This window comes from Paraburkholderia sp. FT54 (genome assembly GCF_031585635.1).
Classification (GTDB): Bacteria; Pseudomonadota; Gammaproteobacteria; order Burkholderiales; family Burkholderiaceae; genus Paraburkholderia.
The window spans coordinates 2,660,374-2,677,523 of the sequence record NZ_CP134195.1 but is presented as its reverse complement, the minus strand read 5'-3'; the positions used below and the strand labels follow the sequence as shown (position 1 = coordinate 2,677,523).

The following is a 17,150-nucleotide window of genomic DNA, read 5'->3' as shown; positions in this document are numbered from 1 at the left end:
CTGGCGGGAGGGAAAACGGCGACCGGTGAGCGGCAACGCTTTTTCAATGCAGACGGATCACCGGATGCACACGTCTGCGCAACCAGTGGCTCGCCGTATCAAGCGCCATACGCGCGAAACCGGTCAGCGTCATGACGTGCCGTCGATAGATGAGCTTGTAGACGGCGGTGGCCAGCCACCCGTCGACGAATACCGGCTGCGTCAGCAAGCTGCTGCTGAGGCTGCCAATGGTGCCTTCACGGCCGAAGCCGACCAAAGTGCCGGCGTCGCGATACACGAATTCGGGCAGCGCTTCGCCTGCGATCCGGCACTTCAAGGCACGCGCGAGAAACAGCGCCTGCTGATGCGCGACCTGCGCGCGCGGCGCGAGGAACGCGCCCGCGTCGTCGGCGGGGCAGGCCGCGCAATCGCCGAGGCCGAATACGTTCGCGTCGTTCGTGCACTGCAAGGTGCGATTCACCAGGATCTGCGCGTTGCGATTCACGGCAATGCCGTTCAGCGTGCGCAACACCGGCGGTCCCGAGATGCCCGCCGTCCAGATCGCGATGTCGCTGGCGAGCGGCGCGCCGCCGTCGGTCAGCACGGCATCGGCGCGCACTTCGGTGACGCGCGTGGCGCTCAACACTTCCACGCCGAGGCTGGCGAGCATCCGTTGAGCGCGGGCCGAAATCGTTTCTGACAAAGCGGGCAGCACGCGAGCGCCGCTTTCGATCAAACGGATGCGAAAGTCGCGCACCGGATCGAGCGAAAACGGACTGTAGCGATTCAGCAAACGTACCGTGTCGCGCACCGCCGCGGCAAGCTCCACACCGGTCGCGCCCGCGCCGATGATGTTGATCGACACCGGCGTATCCGCTTGCGCGGTCCGTGCCCGGCGTGCGTGATTCGCGCGCAGACAGGCGTCGAGCAGCTTGCGGCGGAATGCCTCCGCATGCGCGACCGATTCGAGCGGCAACGCATGGTCCGCGGCGCCGGGCACACCGAAATATTGCGTGACGCTGCCCATGGCCAGCACTAGCGTATCGAAAGCGAGTTGACGTGCCGGCAGGATTTCGCGGCCGTCGGCGTCATGCAGCGCGCTCAAGGTGATATGCCGCTCGGTGCGATCGAGCGCGGTGAGTTCGCCCTGTTCGAATTCGAAGCCATGCCGTTGCGCCTGCACCGCATATTGCAGCTGATGGGTCGCGGGATCGAGCTGGCCTGAAGCGGCTTCGTGCAGCAGGGGCTTCCAGAAGTGCGTGGGCCAGCGATCGACCAGCACGATCTGCGCGAGACCGGCGCGCCCGAGCGTTTCGGACAGACGCGTGGCCAGCCCGAGCCCACCCACGCCGCCACCGACGATCACGATCCGATGCGCCGCCGTATTGTCCGTGCATTGTGCGGATTGCGCGTGGTGCGTCCGTTGCGTTATTGCGCCTGCCTGCTGATCGATTGCGGCCATGATTTCTATCCTCCTGACGTTGTTCGTGCCGGGCCGGTGGTGGCGCCGCAGGGGCGCGGTTCCGAACGCTGCCCGGCTCATCTGTCAGGCCAGTATAGAATCGGCGAAAACCGCAGCACAATTTAATGTTTATACGGAACATATAGGTTTTCACTTATGTTAAAAGCGGCTACGTTTCGTCAGTTGAAGGCCTTGCATACGGTTGCGAAGCTCGGCAGCGTATCGCGTGCGGCCGAGGAATTGCGACTCACGCAACCGGCTGTTTCGCTGCAGGTCCGGCTGCTGGAAGAGGCCGCGGGCGCGCCGCTGTTGCAGCGCGTAGGGCGTGGCGTGCAGTTGACCGCGGCCGGTGAGATCCTCGCCCGCTATGCGCTCGAAATCCTCGACCTGTGGAACGGGGCGGCGGACGATCTGGCCGCATTGCACGGCGAGCAGGGCGGCACGCTGCGGATCGGCGCGATCACTACGGCCGAGTATCTGATCCCGCCGTTTCTGGTGCGTTTCACCGAATCGCGTCCCCAAGTGAAGGTGCAGTTCAAGGTCGGCAATCGCGCCGACATCATCCGCATGCTGGCGACGCACGAGATCGATCTCGCGGTGATGGGCAGCGCGCCGCGCGAATTGCGCACGGCGGCGACCGCGTTCGCCAAACATCCGATGGCGTTCGTCGCCTCGCCCGCACATGCGCTGATGAAGAAAAAGCGCTTGTCGCTCGACGATCTGCAAAGCGCGAATCTGTTCGTGCGGGAGCGCGGCTCGGGCACGCGTTCGACCGTCGAAAATCTGTTTCGCCTCGCGGGCCTCAAGCTTCACATCGGCTCCGAGTTGTCGAGCAACGAGGCGATCAAGCAGTTGGTCGAGGCGGGACTGGGCATCGCCTTTCTGTCGCTGCACGCCTGTTCGCTGGAGTTTCAGGCGGGCCTGCTCGCGTTGTTGCCGATGCCGGCTAACCCGATCGAGCGCGACTGGTATGTGATGCACGTGTCGGATAAACGTCTGCCGCACGTGGCCGGGCTGTTCCGCGATTTTCTGATCGAGCACGGCATGTCGGGCGCGGTGCGGGTGCCGCTGCCGGCTGTCGCCGCCGCGAAAAAGCGCCGCCATTCGCGTCAGGCGGCCGGCTCGGACGGCGCATAGGGCGAGCAAAAGGCGTGCGGATTCTCGCTATTCGCTTCGACGTTTGCGACGCGCGAGCGCTGCGGGAAGTCCCTATGCGGCCTTGCGAGCAGGTCACGGAGCCTTATCGGACAAGCCTTTCGGGTTACATCGCCGGCGATCGAAGTAAAGGTTGGGCGGACGATATTTTTGCCCGCGCCGATTGTCTTTACAGTGGCGCCCAGACATCTGAGAAAAGTGGACGCCGCATCCCCGTGGCGAGCCATTGTGATTGACCTGGCCGTTACAGGAGTCGGAGACAATGAGCAGCAACAGCATCACTCAAGTCGAAACATTCGGTTTCGAGCGCATTCCGGATCGCTCGCGCTATGCGCGGCCGATCGACCTGTTCCGCTTGCTGTTCGGCGGTTGCAATACCTTTTCGACCTCGGTGCTCGGCAGTTTTCCAGTGCTGCTCGGTTTGTCGTTCAAGGCGGGTGTCTGGTCGATCGTGCTCGGCGTGCTGATCGGCTCCTGCATTCTTGCGCCGATGAGCCTGTTCGGGCCACGCAACGGCACCAGCGACCCGGTCTCGTCGGGCGCGCATTTCGGCATTCATGGGCGGATCGTCGGCTCGTTTCTGGCGGTGCTCACGGCCGTCGCGTTTTTCTCGCTGGCAGTGTGGAGTTCGGGCGATGCGCTCGTGGGCGGCGCGAATCATCTGCTCGGCCTGCCGGTCAACTGGATGACGCTGAGCTTCGCTTACGGCCTGTTCGCGGTGCTGGTGCTGACCGTCTGCGTGTACGGTTTTCGCTTCATGCTGTGGGTCAACAAGATCGCGGTGTGGGCGGCGAGCATTCTTTTCGTGGTCGGTCTGTTCGCGTTCACCAGGTCGTTCGACGGCGCATACGCCGGCAAGGTCGCGCTCGGCTCGGTGGGTTTCTGGCCGGCCTTCGTGAGCGCGGTGCTGGTCGCGATGAGCAACCCCGTATCGTTCGCCTGCACGCTTGGCGATTGGGCCCGCTATATTCCGGAAAACACGCCGAAGCAGCGCACGATCATGGCGGTGATGCTCGCGCAACTGGCCACGTTCGTGCCGTTTTTCTTCGGCCTTGCCACGGCGACGATCATCGCCAGCAAGGCGCCGGATTTCATCGCGTCGAATAACTACGTGGGCGGTTTGCTGGCGATCTCGCCGAACTGGTTCTTCCTGCCGGTGTGCCTGATCGCGATCATCGGTGGCATGTCGACGGGCACGACCGCGCTGTACGGCACCGGCCTCGACATGTCGAGCATGTTTCCGAAGTTCCTGAACCGCGTGCGCGCCACGTTGCTGATCGGCAGCCTTGCCATCGGCTTCATTTTTCTCGGGCGCTTCGCGTTCAATCTGGTCGAAAGCGTGTCGACGTTCTCGGTGCTGATCAACGTCTGCAGTTGCCCGTGGATGGTGATCATGATCATCGGTTTCGTCACGCGGCGCGGTTTCTATCTGTCCGACGACTTGCAGGTGTTCAATCGCGGCGGCCGCGGCGGTCACTACTGGTTCACGCACGGCTGGAACTGGCGCGCAATGGGCGCGTGGATTCCGAGCGCGGCGATCAGCCTGTGCTTCGTCAATCTGCCGGATCAGTTTGTCGGTCCGCTCGGCCAACTCGCCGGCGGTCTCGACATCAGCATGCCGGTTTCGCTGACGCTGGCGGCCGCGCTGTATATCGCGCTGCTGCAGTGCTTTCCGGAGCCCGACGGCGTATATGGACCGCAAGGCCGGCGTTGGCTGCGCGGCGGCGCGCAGCACAATGTGACCGTGCATCCCGTGGTGCCGGCGACTAAGCTTAAAGCAGCCGCGCAACAGCGCACGAAACCGCAGCGCGCCGTGGGTGCGGAACGCGAATGCGAAGCCGCACTGGACACGCAGGACGCGGGTTGAAGCGCACGCCGATGTGCGACATCGTCCGGCACACGTAATGGTATTCAAGTTGAGTAGGCAAAGAAGATGAGCGAGTCAGTAAAGCGCGCGTTTGAAGGGGTAAAACTGTTTCCGTTCTGGCTGGACAATCCGCGCGCGCCGGCTGTCGAACGGGAATTGATCGGTCCGACTACCGCGGATCTGGTTGTGGTGGGCGGCGGCTTCACCGGTCTGTGGGCGGCCATTCAGGCGAAAGAAGCCGACCCGTCGCTCGACGTCGTGCTGGTCGAGGCGGGCAAGGTGGCTTACGGCGCCTCGGGCCGTCCGGGCGGCATCATCTCGACCTCGGTGATGCACGGCTTGCCGAACGCGACGCGCGTCTTTCCGCAAGACCTCGACGTGCTCGAAAAGCTGGGCCAGGAGAACCTCGACGGCTTCAAGGAATCGTTGACGCGCTACGGCATCGAGGCGGATGTCGAATGGAACGGCGAGATGACCGTCGCGGTCGATTCTGCTCACCTCGGTCATCTGAAGGGCGATTACGAGCTACATGTTGCACACGGACACGACGTGGTGCTGCTCGACAGCAAGGGCGCGCGCGAGCAACTCGATTCGCCGCTCTTTGCCGGCGCGATGTGGTCGCGCAATCGCAGCGGCACGATTCATCCGGCGAAGCTCGCGTGGGGTTTGAAGGCCGCCGCGCTGAAACTCGGCGTGCGTCTGCATGAACATTCACCGATCACGCGCCTCGAAGATTGTGGCGCGAAGATGATCGTGCACACGCAGGCGGGCCGCATCGAAACGCCGCGCGTGCTGCTCGGCACCGGCACTGCGGACGTCGGCGTGACCGACATCAAGCGCCGCGTGATGCAGGTGCGCGATCACATCATCGCGACGGCGCCGTTGAGCGAAGAGCAGATGGCGCGCATCGGCTGGAAGAATCGTCAGGGCATTTACGACACGCGCACGCAGCTCAATTATTTCCGGCTCACCAAAGACAATCGCATCATCTTCGGCGGCCGGGTGAGCTATCACTTCGGCGGCAATTCGAATCCCGCCGCCGATCGCGATGAAAGCACGTACTACAAGCTCGCCGAAGCGTTCTATCGCACCTTTCCGCAACTCGACGACGTACGCTTCACGCACGCATGGGGCGGCCCGATCGACTACTGCTCGCGTGGAGCGGTGTTCGCGCGCCGCTATCACGGCGGCAAGAGCGTGTTCGTCGCGGGTTATACGGGCTTCGGCGTTGCTGGCAGCCGCTTCGGCGCGAAGATGGGACTCGACATGCTGTGGCATCGCGATACGGTGATTACGTCCCTCGATATTTCGCGCAAGGGGCCGTCGTATATTCCGCCGGAACCGGTGCGCTGGATCGCCGCGAAGATTACCTTCAACGCATTCGACGGCGCCGACGATCGCGGCGGCTGGCGGCGCCTGTGGATCAATTCGATCAAGGCGCTGGGTTTTCCGATGTAACCAGAAGGCGTCCGCGCAGTCGTGGCGGACGCGTTTTTTATGCTGTGACTGGAATAAAAAAACCGCACCTTGATCAGTGCGGTTTCCGTTGAAGCAACGCTGCAATGCAGTAAGACTTAACCGCAGTACACGATGCTGTACTTCTTGGTCGCCACCGGCATGTGCCACGTGCCCGAGAAGCCTTTGTGCAGAATGAAGGCGTCGCCGGCGGCATAGCGTTCGCTGCGGCCGTCGTCGCTGGTGATCACGACTTCGCCTTCGATCAGCACGCACACTTCGTGGATCGGCAGGTCGGCCAGCTTCAGCGTGCCCGCATCGCATTGCCACACGCCCGCGGACAGCATGTTGGTGGCGTCGGAGTAAGCGTTCAGCGCGTGCGGTGCCTTGGCGCCTTCGAGAATGACGTCGGCCGGATCGTGCAGGGCCGGATTCAGGCCTGAAGCGCCAGGGCCTTTAGCGTCGATGCGGGTGAAAGTGAGGTTGCTCATGAGTCTCTCCTGGTGGATTCGATCGAGGTCGCTATCGTTGAAACGATGCGAAAAATGGATTCGAAGCCGGAGTCTGAGCCAAAGCCGCGTAGCGATGAATTTCGATTTGAAGACATTCAGATTGAGCGGCGTCGATGTAAGGCAGGCGACGCCGCCGCGGGTCCGATTGGCCCCGCGTCTGACCTGAAACTTTCATGTAGAGGACAAGCCCCATGCAACACGCCAGGCAGTTTTATATCGACGGTCAATGGGTCGACGCGCTCGCCCCGCGTGACCAAGAAAGCACGCCCACGCTCGACGTGATCGATCCGTCCACGGCTACCGCGTTCGCGCAGATCACGCTGGGCAGCGCGGCGGATGTCGATCGCGCCGTCGCGGCCGCGAAGCGCGCGTTTCCCGCCTACAGCGAAACGACGATCGCGCAGCGCATCGACTTGCTGCAAGCGATCCTCGACGTCTATCGCAAGCGCTATGACGATATGGTGCATGCGATCAGCCGCGAGATGGGCGCGCCGCTGCAGTACGCGAACGACGCGCAGGCCTGGACCGGCGTCGCGCATCTGGAAACGATGATCCGCACGCTCGATACCTTCGAGTTCGAGTACGTGAAGAGCGGCATTCTGATCCGCAAGGAAGCGGTCGGCGTGTGCGGGCTGATCACGCCGTGGAACTGGCCGGCCTTGCAGATCACCACCAAGGTTGCGCCCGCGCTCGCGGCCGGCTGCACGATGGTGCTCAAGCCGTCGGAACTCGCGCCGCTGTCCGCCATCCTCTTCGCCGAGATTCTCGACGAAGCGGGCGTGCCGGCCGGCGTGTTCAACCTCGTGAACGGCGAAGGCCGCACCGTGGGCGAAGCGATGTCGTCGCATCCGGACATCGACATGATGTCGTTCACGGGTTCGACGCGCGCGGGCGTGCAGGTCGCGAAGGCCGCGGCGGATACGGTCAAGCGCGTGCATCAGGAACTGGGCGGCAAATCGGCCAACCTGATTCTCGAAGATGCCGATCTGAAAGAGGCCGTGATGCGCGGCGCGCGTGCCTGTTTCGACAACAGCGGCCAATCGTGCGATGCGCCCACGCGCATGTTCGTGCCGCGTGCGCGCGAAGCCGAAGCGCTGGCGTACGCGAAAGAAGCCGCTGAGGCGCTGAACGTCGGCCCCGCGGATGCGAAAGGCACGGACCTCGGCCCCGTGATCAGCGAACAGCAGTTCGACAAGATCCAGCGGCTGATCGGCGTGGGCATGGAAGAGGGCGCCACGCTGGTAGCCGGCGGGCCGGGTCGTCCCGAAGGATTGAAGGACGGCTACTTCGTGCGGCCGACGGTATTCGGCAAAGTCACGCCGGACATGACGATCGCGCACGAGGAAATCTTCGGGCCGGTGCTGTCGATCCTCGCTTACGACTCCGAAGACGAAGCAATCGCGATGGCCAACGACAGTCTCTACGGTCTCGCGGGCTACATCCAATCCGGCTCGATCGAGCACGCGCGTGCGGTGGCGAAGCGCCTGCGCACCGGCACGATCTATCTGAACTACGCGGACTACAACCCTGAGGCGCCGTTCGGCGGCTTCAAGCAATCAGGTAATGGCCGCGAGTATGGTGAGTTTGGTCTGGAGGATTTTCTGGAGATCAAGGGCGTGGTCGGTTACGACGCTTGAATCCGCACAGCGCCGTGAAGTAACCGAAGACTAAAGCAGCAACTCGATCGAATGAAACAGCCGGCGCTGCTCGGGGTCTTGCGAGCGCGCCCCTTCGTCGATCACTTCACGCAGGCATTCGAGAAAGCACGCGGCCGCCGGACTCGTCGGCGCGCCGCGGCGTGACGTGATGCTGACAATGGTTTCATCGACCGTCTCACGCAATGGCAGCGCCCACAACTGCTCCTTCGCGAGCGTCACCTCCACGAGCGGCCACGGAAAAATGCTGAGCATGTCCGTATGGGCGAGCAGACCCAGCACGACCGCCAGCGAATGCGCGAGCAGAATGGTGTGCGGCACCTGCATGCCGCGCTTGCGGAACACATTGTCCGAGATCGACTCGCGACTCGCCGGGTCCCAGTTCAAAATCCACTCCGCGTCTTCCAGTTCGAGCAGCGTGCGGCAGCCGGCCTTCGGATGATCGCGCCGCGCGACCACGGCCGAATGCGTGGAGAACAGCGGCACGTTATGAAACTCCGATTGCGGCGACGCGGGTGGCGGCCGGCCGATCGAAAAATCGAGGCTGCCATCGCGCAAACGCGGTTGCACCACCGCGAGCAAGCCTTCGAAAAACTCCAGCTGCACTTCTGGCATGCGCTGCCGGAAGCGCTGCACCGTGGGCGGCAGAAACGTCAACGCGACCCACGGCGTGACGCCGATCGACAATTTGCCGGCCGCCGCGCCGCGCAACGCTTCGATCTCGGCTTGCGCGCGCTGCAATTGCCCCAGCACCACGCGCGCATGCACGACGAGCGCGCGGCCGAACTCGGTGAACGCGACGCCGCTCGCACTGCGCACCACCAGCGGCGCTTGCAGATCCGCTTCCAGTTCCCGCATCGCCTTGGTCACGGCAGCGGGCGAGAGGCCGAGTGAGCGAGCGGCGGCCCGGATACTTCCAGTATCGGCGATGGCCGCTAAGGTGCTGAGCTGATGCAGTTTCATCTGGCGAGGCGGGGATAGGGTGGCAACCACGAGTTGCTGCCGCAACGATTCTACGCCTGCCGCTGGAAAATCGGCGTCGTTATGCTGGGTTCACGCTTTCAATGACGGAGACACGACGTGAACACCATGGCCATTCCGGCGGGCATCGCCGAACTCGAAGACGAAATGATCGCGCTGCGCCGCCGCATCCACGCGCAGCCCGAGCTGGCGTACGAGGAATTCGCCACTGGCGACCTGGTCGCCGAACGCTTGCAGGAGTGGGGCTACACGGTGCATCGCGGGCTCGGTCAGACGGGCGTCGTCGGTCAATTGAAGGTCGGCGGCGGCACGCGCAAATTGGGGCTGCGCGCCGACATGGACGCGTTGCCGATTCATGAAACCACCGGCCTGCCCTACGCGAGCAAGGTGCCTGGCAAGATGCACGCATGCGGCCACGACGGCCACACGGCCATGCTGCTTGCCGCCGCCAAACATCTGGCGCAGGAAAAGTGCTTCGACGGCACGTTGAATCTGATTTTCCAGCCCGCGGAAGAGGGCCTGGCCGGCGCGAAAAAAATGCTCGAGGACGGCCTGTTCGACAAGTTTCCGTGCGATGCGGTCTTCGCCATGCACAACATGCCGGGCTACCCGACAGGCAAGTTCGGTTTCCTGCCGGGCTCGTTCATGGCCTCGTCGGACACGGTGATCATCAAGGTGACGGGCCGCGGCGGCCATGGCGCAGTGCCACATAAGGCGATCGATCCGGTGGTGGTGTGTGCGCAGATCGTGCTGGCGTTGCAGGCCATCGTATCGCGCAATATCGCCCCGCTCGACATGGCGATCATCACCGTCGGCGCGATTCACGCGGGCGAAGCGTCGAACGTGATTCCCGAGACGGCCGAGATGCGCCTCTCGGTGCGCGCATTGAAACCGGAGGTTCGCGATTATTTGCAGGAACGCATCACAGCGGTGGCGTGCGGCCAGGCGGCCGTGTTCGGTGCGCGGGCGGACGTGGACTATCAGCGCCGCTACCCGGTGCTCGTCAACGATGCGGCGATGACCGGGCTGGCGCGACAAGTCGCGCTCGACTGGCTCGGCGAAAGCGGCCTGATTGCCGACATGCAGCCGCTCACTGGCAGCGAAGATTTCGCGTTCCTGCTGGAACGTTGCCCCGGCAGCTACCTCATCATCGGCAATGGCGACGGCGAGGGCGGCTGCATGGTTCACAACCCGGGCTACGACTTCAACGACGATTGCCTTGCCACCGGCGCTGCGTACTGGGTGAGACTCGCGCAGACGTTTCTGGCCTGAGGCCACAGCGTTTGCATCAGCGGGCAAAGCCGCGCATTAGCAGGCAGAACATCACGGAGACACAGATGGACTATTCCGCCACACCGCAACCCGCAGGCACCGACGCGTTGAGCATGCAGGGCACGCCGGCCGCGCAGCCTGTCGAACGCACGAGCCACGCCAAGGCGATTGCCGCGATCACGCTGGGCAACGGCCTCGAGTTTTTCGACTTCACGATCTATAGCTTCTTTGCGACGATCATCGGCAAGCTGTATTTCCCGGTGGAGGGGCAGCTCGCGCAGCTCATGCTCGCGGTCGGCACGTTCGGCGTCGGGTTCATCATGCGGCCGGTGGGTGGCATCGTGCTCGGCGCGTATGCGGATCGCGCGGGGCGCAAGGCCGCGATGAGTCTTACGCTATGGCTGATGACGCTCGGCTCGGCGATCATCGCGTTCGCGCCGACTTATGCCGCGATCGGTGTTGCAGCGCCGCTGCTGGTGATTCTTGCGCGGTTGATTCAGGGTTTTGCGCTGGGCGGTGAGGTAGGGGCGTCGACGTCGCTGTTGCTGGAGTATGGCAGCAATAAGACACGCGGGTTTTATGGCAGTTGGCAGTTCGTGAGCCAGGGCTTGAATACGGTGTGCGGGTCGTTGCTCGGTGTCGCGTTGGCGGCGGCGCTGTCGACTGCGGCGCTGGAGAGTTGGGGGTGGCGCGTGCCGTTCGTGATCGGCATGGCGATGGGGCCGATTGGCATTTATATTCGGCGGCATCTGCATGAGACGCTGCCTGGTGTCGAAGATGGGGCGCCTGCGCAGTCGGGCGACGGTATAGCGGCGGCTTCGCAGCCGGTACGCAAGCTGTTTCGCGAGCATTCCCGCGTGATCACGACGGGTGTGTTGACGACGATCGGTGGCACGGCGGCGAACTATATCGTGCTGTTTTATCTGTCCACCTACGCGATCAGGATCTTGCATTTGCCGATGTCGTCGGCGCTTTGGGCTGCGTGGACCGCAGCGGTGGTGACGGTGATCTGTTCGCCGTTCGCCGGGGCGCTGTCCGATCGCGTTGGGCGTAAGCGCGTGTTGTGGGTTTCGCGGGTCTTGCTGATTGTGGCGGTGTATCCGGCGTTCATGATGATCAATGCTTCGCCGACGGTGCCGGTTTTGTTGTCCGTGGTCGCGGGGTTGGCGGTGCTAGTCGCGTTTACCGCTGTGCCTAATATCGTCATGTTGCCGGAGATGTTTCCTCGTGAGATTCGTGCTACCGGCATGTCGATTGTTTATTGCCTCGGGGTCTCCATCTTCGGCGGGTTCGCGCAGTTTTTTGCTACGTGGTTGATTCAGATTTCGGGGAGTAATCTGGCGCCGGCGTGGTATCTGATTGGGTGTGGGGTGGTTTCGTTGTTGCCGTTGCCGCTTATGCGGGAGACTGCGGGGCGGGATATTGGGTGAACCCGTCCGGCCCGTACGGACCGGCCAGGCGCAATTGCATGTTCCGACTCTCGATGGCATCTGCTGCGTATACGACCCGGCGGATCGCGGGCGCAAACAGGAAGAACGGCGTGACGTGTTCCCACGCCCGCTGCCAGGATCGGACGATTGTCTTTCCCCACGGTCCTTCGACGAAGGACTGCAGCGCCTGCAGGCGGCTCGCGGCGGCATGGATCGGACGTTTCATTTGGATGAAACCCCCTGCCCATTCACCGCACCGCCGACTTCCCCCCATCCGCCACCGGCGCCTCATCTTCAGCAGCCGCATCGCGAGTTTCCGGCATCGCCGCCCACACGAGCAAAACAGCCAACGCCCCCGCCGCCGCCAACCCAAAAAAGCTCACAGCATTGCCGAAACGATCGGCGACAAACCCGGCAGCGGTAGTACTCAACGTAGCCCCAATCCCGGCCGCCAACCCAAACAATCCAATACAAAGGTTATACCGCCCCTTACCGCCCGCCACATCGGCGGCAATCAACGGCAGCATCACCCCGAACACCGCGGCACTCAACCCGTCGAGCATCTGCACCGGCACGAGCAAATAAGGGCTGCTGATCCCAGCAAACAACAATGCCCGTATCGGCAGCGCTGAAAACCCGAGCAGCAGAATCGGCCGACGCCCCCATCGCTCGGCCGAGCGTCCGACCCACGGCGACATCATCGCCACGATCGCCTGCGGCACGATGATGCACGCCGCGATCACGAGCTGCACGTTGTCGCCCATGCCGGCCGTCACCTCACCGGCGGCGAGATTGAGCATTGCCGCGTTCGACAAATGGAACAGCACGATGCACGCCGCGAACAACAACATCCGCTTGTCGCGCAGCAACTCGCGCAGACTCTCGCGCCGCTCGATCTGCTGCGGCGTCGGCCCGGCTTTGGGCAGCTCGACGGTATCGGTGCGCTGGATCATCGTCAGCGCAAAGAGCGCGGGCACCGCGAGCGCGGCGGTCAGCCAGAACACCGCGCGCGGCGAATAATACTCGCCGAACACGCCCATCAGGCCGGCCGCAACCGCGCTGCCGATCGACGCCCAACGCGCATTGCGACCCAGCCGGTCGCCGAGATTCGCTCGCCCCACCAGCGCGAACGAGATCGCCGCAAGCGCCGGCGTCAGCATGCAACTCGCGAAGCCGTGAAACACCTCGGCGGCGATCACCGGCAGCACCGTCGGACTGGCGGCTAGCAGCACCGCGCTCAGGATGATCGCGACGATCGCCCACGCAGCCGCGCCTTTCTTGTTGCGCAAGGCATCGACGGCGGCGCCGCCGGGGACCTGGCTCACCATCGCGCTGATGGTGCCCACCGAGAGCGCCATGCCGATCTCGCCCTGGGTCCATTTATGCGACGCGAGATAGGACGCGATGAACGGTCCAAAACCCGTTTGAACATTGGCGACGAAAAAATTCAGCCAATCGAGCGCGCGCAAGCTGCGCGCCGTGACCAGAGTGCGGCCTGTCATCGGGCCGCCCGTGCGTTGGAAACCGCGGTGGATGTGGCCGCGGCGGCAGGCGCCGCAACAGCGGCGGGCGTGGAAGCAGGAGCAGGCGCGGGCGGCGGTGCCGGCGACACCGCCCGAATCGGTTTGTCGCTTGCATAAGGAGGTGTCGCGTTGATCTGCGCATCGCTCAGATCGATCAGCGGATGCAACTCCTTGTCTTTCGTGACGAAGCGCAGCGCCGACCAGTTGGCGGCGATCGTGCGCCGTTCGGTGCTGACCATGCCGTTGACATCGAGCACGACTGCTTGCGGCTGCGCGTTGGCGTCGATCAGCACGTCGATCACGCGGCCGACCTTGGCCCCGTTCGAGCGCTCGACCGTGGCGTCGATCAGCGACAGTTGCACGGCAACCGCGGCGGCTTTGGCCGCGTTCGCCGGAACCGCGGCGGCATTGAGCGTGATGGGGGCGGCCTTCGCGGTCGGCGTGAAGCGGAACGCGCTCCACGGGAAGTTCACCTTGCGGTCGCCTACGCCCAGGAAGCCTTGCAGGTTCACGACCATCTCACGCGGTCTGCCGCCGGCGTCGGCGATCACATCGACCGCGCGTCCGACCACTTTGCCGTCGGGCTTCTGCACTTCGCTATCGAGCAGCGCACGCGCTTCGTTGCGCTCGATAGTGCGCAGCACGATCAGCGGTGGAGGCGGCGGAGGTGGCGGCGGAGCGACGACGACGGGCGGCGGAGGCTCGACCTTGTGCGGCTTGACCACTGGCTTCCTCGGCTTGCGAGGCTGCTCGGGTTCGGCCGCTTCGGTCTCGACCGGTTCAGGCGCGGAAGCGGCCACCGGCGCGCTGGCCGGTTCGACAGGCATCACCGTGGCGTCGACGATCGGCGCCTGCTGCGGGCCCCACAGCAGGCTGCAACCGGACAGCGTGAACAGCGCGAACACAGCAAGAATCAAGAGACGCCAGGCAGGACGCGAGAAACCGCCGCTCATCAAGAAGGACTCCATGGGCCGGTGCGGACGGGCGCAGTGGGCCGCCGCAGTTGTGACAGGTACGGGCCAGAGTGTAACCCGCGACGTCGGGCGGGCCCGCTTTCGCAGGCAATCTGACAGGTTGCCCCAAGCACGGTTCATGCCGCGCTTCGCCGATTTACCGGGCTCGTCGAACTCCGTTTTCACGCGTGAAAACCCTCAAAACCCCTTCACATCTTCATGACAAACCGTAGGTGTAAACGCGCGGGCGGTGAAGCTACTTTGGCGTCCCTTAAAGGATATAAGCATCGCGACATGTCAGGCATGCCATCCATGCGATGGGAGACATATTTGTGTTGCCCTACATTTCGAGACAGCAAAAAGCCCCATCCCACACTAAACCAACGCAACGAGACGACCCTGATGGCGACCGCACCGGCGGCCGCTTCAGCACGCTGATAAAGGAGGCACTCATCATGATGGAACCCCACGCCCAACCGATTTCTGAAGTCGGCGCCGAATCATTCGACGGAAAGGGCTTTCTCGACCGCTACTTTGAAATCTCATCACGCGGCAGTTCGCAGCGTCAGGAAATCGTCGCGGGCATCACGACCTTCCTTGCGATGGTTTATTCCGTGTTCGTCGTGCCGGGCATGTTCGGCAAAGCGGGCTTCGACACCAGCGCGGTGTTCGTCGCCGTGTGTCTGACCACGGCATTCGGCTCGCTGCTGATGGGCGTGTGGGCGCGCCTGCCGATCGCAATTGGCTGCGCGATTTCGCTGACGGCGTTCACCGCGTTCGGCCTCGTGCTCGGCAAAGGGCTGCATCCGAACGTCGCGCTCGGCGCGGTGTTTCTGATGGGCGTGGTGTTCACCGCGATCTCGGTGACGGGCGTGCGTTCGTGGATTCTGCGCAATCTGCCGACGGGCATCGCGCACGGCACAGGCATCGGCATCGGCCTTTTCCTGCTGCTGATCGCCGCCAACGACGTGGGCCTCGTCGTGAAGAATCCGGGCGCGGGTCTGCCGGTTTCGCTCGGCAATATCACGGCTTTGCCGGTGCTGATGTCGGTGGCGGGACTCGCGGCCATCTTCGGTCTGGTGCGCCGCCGCGTGCCGGGCTCGATCCTGATCGTGATCGTGGCGATCTCAGCGATCGCGCTCTTCATCGATCCGGCCGTGTCGTTTCATGGCGTGTTCGCGGTGCCGTCGCTCAGCGCGCCGGGTCACGCTTCGCTGATCGGCGCAATGGACCTCAAGGGCGCGTTGTCGATGGCAGTTCTGCCTAGCGTGCTGGCACTCGTGATGACTGCGGTGTTCGACGCCACCGGCACGATTCGCGCCGTCGCGGGACAGGCGGGGCAACTCGATGAAAACGGCCGCATCATCAACGGTGGCCGCGCGCTGACGGCCGATTCGCTGAGCTCGATTTTCTCGGGCCTGCTCGGTGGCGCACCGGCTGCTGCGTATATCGAATCGACGGTCGGCGTGGCGGCGGGCGCGAAGACCGGCATGGCGGCCGCCGTGGTCGGTCTGCTGTTCCTCGTGGTGATGTTCTTCTCGCCGCTCGCCGGCCTCGTGCCTTCGTATGCGACGGCGCCCGCGCTGATGTACGTGGGTCTGCTGATGCTCTCGAACGTCAGCAAGCTGCATATGGACGACATGGTCGACTCGATGTCGGGCCTGATGTGTGCGGTGTTCATCGTGCTGACCGCCAACATCGTGACGGGCATCATGCTCGGCTTCGCGACACTGGTGATTGGACGCGTGGTCAGCGGCGAATATCGCAAGCTGAACGTGGGCACGGTGGCCATCGCTATCGTGCTGGTCGGTTTCTATCTCGGCGGCTGGGCAATCTGATCGTCACGTCATGGGCTCGGGCGTTGCCTGGGCCTCGCCGGGTTGAAGTATCAATCCGTTGAGTCTGTGCTGGAAAGCGAGAGCGCAGTGGTGCGATGCCGGCCGCTTCGCTCGAGCCTGTAGTCGGTTGTTCTCCACCTTTGACGCGGCGCGTTGCGGGCTTCATCTGCGGCGCGCCGCGTATCTTTTTGGCCGCGCCCCCCGCTTTCATTTCCGCGTATTTTACGAAAACGCGTACCTGTCCTTGACTTTCAGTGACCCGTTTCTACACTTAACCTCATGGTTAAGTTTAACGAAGCGCTATTGGACCGCACCTTCGCCGCGCTGTCCGATCCGACCCGGCGTGCGTTGCTCGCGCGTCTGTCGGCGAGTGATCTGTCGGTCAGCGAACTCGCCGAACCGTTCGCGATGTCCTTGCCCGCGGTGATGAAACACCTCGACGTGTTGACCGAGGCGGGTCTGATCACGCGCAGCAAAACCGGCCGCACGGTGGCGTGCCACCTGTCCGCCGGGCCGATGGAAGAAGCCATGGAATGGCTTGGCCGCTATCAGCGCTTCTGGTCCGAATCACTCGATCGTCTTGCCGCTTTCGTCGAAGAGGAACAAGCCCCATGTCCACCCAGCCCAGCCTCACCCTCCAGCGGCGTCTCAACGCCGCGCCCGCCAAAGTCTTCCGCGCCTGGACGGAGCCGGCGCAGTTCATGACATGGATGCATCCGGGCGGTGCGGACGTGGTGCGCGCGGAACTGGATGTGCGCGTCGACGGACGTTACGCGATCGTGTATCGCAAGCCGGACGGCAACGAGGTCGAGGTCAACGGCCGCTATCTGGAGGTGGTGCCCGAGCGCAAGCTAGTCTTCACGTGGGTGTGGCGCTACAGCCCGGAGCATGAATCGCAGGTCACGCTGCTGCTGGAACCGGACGGCGACGGCACGTGGCTCACCCTCACGCACGAACGTCTCGCCGACGACGCGCAATGTGAGGATCATCGCCGCGGCTGGACCGATGGAATCGATTCGCTGGAACGCTACGTGGCTTGAGCTGGTTTGAATTCGAGTACGCCGATCT

15 protein-coding genes are annotated in these 17,150 nt (G+C 63.7%); 9 read left to right on the top strand and 6 right to left on the bottom strand.

Features of this window, described 5'->3' with window-relative positions:
• Positions 1 to 43 precede the first annotated feature (43 nt).
• On the bottom strand, positions 44 to 1,441 hold the full coding sequence (locus RI103_RS12415; protein WP_310812299.1) for an NAD(P)/FAD-dependent oxidoreductase: 1,398 nt from the start codon (positions 1,439 to 1,441) through the stop codon (positions 44 to 46).
• A 156-nt stretch (positions 1,442 to 1,597) separates the two neighbouring features.
• On the opposite strand from RI103_RS12415, the gene RI103_RS12410 reads away from it, so the two are divergent.
• The 3 genes from RI103_RS12410 (at position 1,598) to RI103_RS12400 (ending at position 5,921) form a co-directional block, all read left to right on the top strand.
• On the top strand, positions 1,598 to 2,578 hold the full coding sequence (locus tag RI103_RS12410) for a LysR family transcriptional regulator (RefSeq protein WP_310812298.1): 981 nt from the start codon (positions 1,598 to 1,600) through the stop codon (positions 2,576 to 2,578).
• A gap of 280 nt (positions 2,579 to 2,858) precedes the next feature.
• Complete coding sequence (locus tag RI103_RS12405; RefSeq protein WP_310812297.1) at positions 2,859 to 4,463, top strand: cytosine permease; 1,605 nt, start codon at positions 2,859 to 2,861, stop codon at positions 4,461 to 4,463.
• Between the two features lie 66 nt (positions 4,464 to 4,529).
• Positions 4,530 to 5,921, top strand: coding sequence for an FAD-dependent oxidoreductase (locus RI103_RS12400; protein ID WP_310812296.1), 1,392 nt, complete (start codon positions 4,530 to 4,532; stop codon positions 5,919 to 5,921).
• Between the two features lie 116 nt (positions 5,922 to 6,037).
• Here RI103_RS12400 and RI103_RS12395 read toward each other — a convergent pair whose 3' ends face one another.
• Positions 6,038 to 6,409, bottom strand: coding sequence for a cupin domain-containing protein (locus RI103_RS12395; protein WP_310812295.1), 372 nt, complete (start codon positions 6,407 to 6,409; stop codon positions 6,038 to 6,040).
• Between the two features lie 212 nt (positions 6,410 to 6,621).
• On the opposite strand from RI103_RS12395, the gene RI103_RS12390 reads away from it, so the two are divergent.
• On the top strand, positions 6,622 to 8,067 hold the full coding sequence (locus tag RI103_RS12390) for an aldehyde dehydrogenase family protein (RefSeq protein ID WP_310812294.1): 1,446 nt from the start codon (positions 6,622 to 6,624) through the stop codon (positions 8,065 to 8,067).
• A 30-nt stretch (positions 8,068 to 8,097) separates the two neighbouring features.
• On the opposite strand, the gene RI103_RS12385 is transcribed toward RI103_RS12390, so the two are convergent.
• A complete protein-coding gene (locus RI103_RS12385) occupies positions 8,098 to 9,048 on the bottom strand; it encodes a LysR family transcriptional regulator (RefSeq protein ID WP_132375086.1) in 951 nt (316 codons plus the stop codon).
• Between the two features lie 117 nt (positions 9,049 to 9,165).
• Between RI103_RS12385 and RI103_RS12380 the strand changes: the two genes are divergently transcribed.
• Together RI103_RS12380 and RI103_RS12375 are read left to right on the top strand one after the other, a co-directional pair.
• On the top strand, positions 9,166 to 10,338 hold the full coding sequence (locus RI103_RS12380) for a M20 aminoacylase family protein (RefSeq protein ID WP_310812293.1): 1,173 nt from the start codon (positions 9,166 to 9,168) through the stop codon (positions 10,336 to 10,338).
• 65 nt (positions 10,339 to 10,403) lie between these two features.
• Complete coding sequence (locus RI103_RS12375) at positions 10,404 to 11,768, top strand: MFS transporter (RefSeq protein WP_310812292.1); 1,365 nt, start codon at positions 10,404 to 10,406, stop codon at positions 11,766 to 11,768.
• Here the strand turns inward: RI103_RS12375 and RI103_RS12370 are convergent.
• From RI103_RS12370 to RI103_RS12360, 3 genes are read right to left on the bottom strand one after another with little or no spacing between them, the layout of a single operon-like run.
• Positions 11,734 to 11,994: a transposase gene (locus tag RI103_RS12370; protein ID WP_409076940.1), complete on the bottom strand. Its 261-nt coding sequence runs from the start codon at positions 11,992 to 11,994 to the stop codon at positions 11,734 to 11,736. The genes RI103_RS12375 and RI103_RS12370 overlap by 35 nt on opposite strands.
• Positions 11,995 to 12,016: 22 nt before the next feature.
• Positions 12,017 to 13,270, bottom strand: a complete 1,254-nt coding sequence (locus RI103_RS12365; RefSeq protein WP_310812291.1) for an MFS transporter — start codon at positions 13,268 to 13,270, stop codon at positions 12,017 to 12,019.
• Positions 13,267 to 14,244, bottom strand: a complete 978-nt coding sequence (locus tag RI103_RS12360) for a PRC-barrel domain-containing protein (protein ID WP_310815228.1) — start codon at positions 14,242 to 14,244, stop codon at positions 13,267 to 13,269. Before RI103_RS12360 ends, RI103_RS12365 begins: the two co-directional genes overlap by 4 nt.
• A gap of 455 nt (positions 14,245 to 14,699) precedes the next feature.
• Between RI103_RS12360 and RI103_RS12355 the strand changes: the two genes are divergently transcribed.
• The 3 genes from RI103_RS12355 to RI103_RS12345 all read left to right on the top strand — a co-directional run bounded on the left by RI103_RS12355 (position 14,700) and on the right by RI103_RS12345 (position 17,122).
• Complete coding sequence (locus RI103_RS12355) at positions 14,700 to 16,082, top strand: NCS2 family permease (RefSeq protein WP_310812290.1); 1,383 nt, start codon at positions 14,700 to 14,702, stop codon at positions 16,080 to 16,082.
• A gap of 303 nt (positions 16,083 to 16,385) precedes the next feature.
• Positions 16,386 to 16,787 (top strand): metalloregulator ArsR/SmtB family transcription factor, encoded by a 402-nt coding sequence (locus RI103_RS12350; RefSeq protein WP_310812289.1) that lies wholly within the window; start codon positions 16,386 to 16,388, stop codon positions 16,785 to 16,787.
• A complete protein-coding gene (locus RI103_RS12345) occupies positions 16,784 to 17,122 on the top strand; it encodes an SRPBCC domain-containing protein (protein WP_310812288.1) in 339 nt (112 codons plus the stop codon). Before RI103_RS12350 ends, RI103_RS12345 begins: the two co-directional genes overlap by 4 nt.
• Positions 17,123 to 17,150: the final 28 nt, after the last annotated feature.